The organism is Gaetbulibacter sp. NE (assembly GCF_025548475.1).
GTDB classification, from domain to species: domain Bacteria; phylum Bacteroidota; class Bacteroidia; order Flavobacteriales; family Flavobacteriaceae; genus Gaetbulibacter_B; species Gaetbulibacter_B jejuensis.
In genome coordinates this window covers 1-244 of the sequence record NZ_JAOQHY010000064.1, presented here as the reverse complement: position 1 = coordinate 244, position 244 = coordinate 1, and the positions used below count along the sequence as shown (strand labels likewise).

1 protein-coding gene is annotated in these 244 nt (G+C 44.7%); it reads right to left on the bottom strand.

Annotated elements, in window-relative coordinates; all coding sequences use genetic code 11:
* Window positions 1–210, bottom strand: a 210-nt coding sequence (locus tag OD803_RS14575; RefSeq protein WP_262734095.1) for a hypothetical protein, incomplete at its 3' end; no start/stop codon positions are given.
* Window positions 211–244: the final 34 nt, after the last annotated feature.

Genomic DNA, 244 nt, shown 5'->3' with positions numbered 1-244 from the left:
CCTCAAAAATGAACAAGCACACATCACTACAAAACCAAAAACCAAAAACCAAACACTAACAACCAAACACCAAACACTACAAACTAAACACCACACACCAACTAAACCCCATTCCTGCAACGCAGGAAAACCGCTGTCGTAAGCATAGCGCACAAAAGCTTCGATTACAGGAGCTTTGCGACGCGAAGTTTTGGGTGCGGTTCGCTGCAAGCGAAATGCCTACCGACAGTAAAAGCACTTTTTG